2 protein-coding genes are annotated in these 1991 nt (G+C 44.8%); one reads left to right on the plus strand and one right to left on the minus strand.

The genetic code is table 11. The features are described 5' to 3' along the window. Positions 1 to 48 precede the first annotated feature (48 nt). Positions 49 to 576, minus strand: a complete 528-nt coding sequence (locus IQ264_RS32285) for a DUF4330 domain-containing protein (RefSeq protein WP_193986828.1) — start codon at positions 574 to 576, stop codon at positions 49 to 51. A 407-nt stretch (positions 577 to 983) separates the two neighbouring features. On the opposite strand from IQ264_RS32285, the gene IQ264_RS32290 reads away from it, so the two are divergent. After that, complete coding sequence (locus IQ264_RS32290; RefSeq protein ID WP_193986831.1) at positions 984 to 1835, plus strand: M48 family metallopeptidase; 852 nt, start codon at positions 984 to 986, stop codon at positions 1833 to 1835. Positions 1836 to 1991 lie beyond the last annotated feature (156 nt).

Below are 1991 nucleotides of genomic sequence, written 5' to 3' on the forward strand. Positions count from 1 at the left end.
CCCCATCTCCCCATCTCCTCTGCCCCCCTGCACCCCTGCACTCTGCGATTAATTCTTAATTCGCACGTCGATGACGGTGCTGTTAAAGTTGTAATCGAAACCTTCTAGTTCTAGTGGGATACCAACTTTTAATTTACTGTTACCCAAAACTGGGCCATTGTTGGTGATTTGGGCTTTGCCAGCTAAAGTAATTATCATATCGGTGCTAAAGCTATCTTTTCTGGGATCGGGGAGTGCTTTAACAGTACCGTCAGGTTGGGGAACAATTACGGTTCTGGGGAGTTCTCTAACTGATTTTACGTCTACTTGACCGTAGGGTTGGTTACGAATGATGATGTTGGTTTTCTTTTTAGTTTGAAAATCTTTGATTAAATCTTGTGGTTGGCGGATGCTTAACCCTCTTACTACCACGTCTACTTCGACGGGTTTGGTTGGGACTCCTATTTGTGCTAGGGAACCAGATGTGCCGGGAAACAAAAAGATTCCTACTATTACTAACAGTATGACTATGGCTGCACCCAAGTCGAGGATGCTGAATTTACCGAATATGCGACCTTGTGAGTCCAAAATTTTCATGAGGAGTGATCCAGATAATCGAAACGGCCAACTAACTAAAAGCGAGTTATAGCACGAAGTAGGATTTTTTAATCGGTGTTTTGGGGAAGACTAAAAATTGGGCAACCTAATTTATGGAAAATGCGTCTGTTTTAAACGAGGGGTGGGAATTTTCCGGCTAACTTGCTGATAGTTTTGATTTTCAGTGAGTTTTGAGCTTATACCAATTCTCTATGAAGATGCGCTGCATCTCACCCCACCCCAAACCCCTCCCCGTCTACAGGGAGGGGCAATGATTAAGCGCAATTTTACAGAGCATTGGTATTAATTAGGAAAGTGCGATTTGTCGATCGCATTTATCTTTACAATTCTCTGGGTTTTTTGTTAAGGTTGCCCATTTAGTTGCGGCTTTTCTGAACGATATAGTTATGTTGAATCCTTTGTCTGTAGTCAGTTCTCGCTCTCGTCGTCGTTGGTTTTATCCTTTGCTGTCTGTGATGGTAGCGTTGGGTTTAGTATTGTCGCCAATGTCTGCTTCGGTAAAGGCGCTGCCTTGGGATAGGTTGCTTTTTCAAGGTGTTCAGGTTCTTCAGTTGTCTACGATTTCCGATCGCCAAGAGGTACAACTGGGAAAGCAGATTAACGATCAGATGGTCGGAAGTCAGATTAGATTGTACCGCAATGCGCGAATTAATCAGTATGTGGATCAGGTTGGTCAAAGGTTAGCGGCTGTGAGCGATCGTCCAAATATTGCCTATACTTTTCAAGTAGTGCGGGATGATAGTGTTAATGCTTTTGCGACGATGGGTGGTTTTGTTTATGTGACTACTGGTTTGCTGGCAACGGTGGATAATGAAGCACAGTTGGCGAGTGTACTTGGTCACGAAATTGGTCATATTACGGAACGTCATGCCCTAAAACAGATGCGTCAAGCGGCAATTACTAGTGGTATTGCTACGGCTGCGGGTGTTGATACTAACAGGTTGGTGGGTTTGGGTGTAGAATTTGCTCTCAACCGTCCTCGTAGCCGCAGTGATGAGTTACAAGCGGATCAAAGAAGTTTGCAGATGTTGGCGAAGGCTGGTTATCCGCAGTCGGCGCTGATCGCTTTTTTGGAAAAACTCTTGGATCAACCTTCACCTCCGAGCATTTTGAGTACTCACCCAGCAACCAGAGATCGGATTGCTGCAATTCAAAAGGCGATCGGTCCTAGTAATGCTAACACTGGTTATGGTTTAGATCCTCAAGCTTATCGAGCAGCTGTTCAACCGTTAAGGTGATGAAGGAAAGGCAGAAGGCAGAAGGCAGAAGGCAGAAGGCAGAAGGAAAGAAAGGCAGAAGGCAGAAGAAGAGGTAGGGAGATAGGGAGGTAGGGAGAGTTGAAGAGTATAGTTAGTGTTAAATTATTTTCCCCCATCTCCCCATCTCCCCATCTC

Origin of the sequence: [Phormidium] sp. LEGE 05292 (assembly GCF_015207735.1) — a bacterium.
Lineage (GTDB): Bacteria > Cyanobacteriota > Cyanobacteriia > Cyanobacteriales > Aerosakkonemataceae > Floridanema.

Coding starts and splice junctions, on each gene's coding strand:
- IQ264_RS32285 (WP_193986828.1), bottom strand. CDS start 576: ATGAAAATTTTGGACTCACAAGGTCGCATATTCGGTAAATTCAGCATC.
- IQ264_RS32290 (WP_193986831.1), top strand. CDS start 984: ATGTTGAATCCTTTGTCTGTAGTCAGTTCTCGCTCTCGTCGTCGTTGG.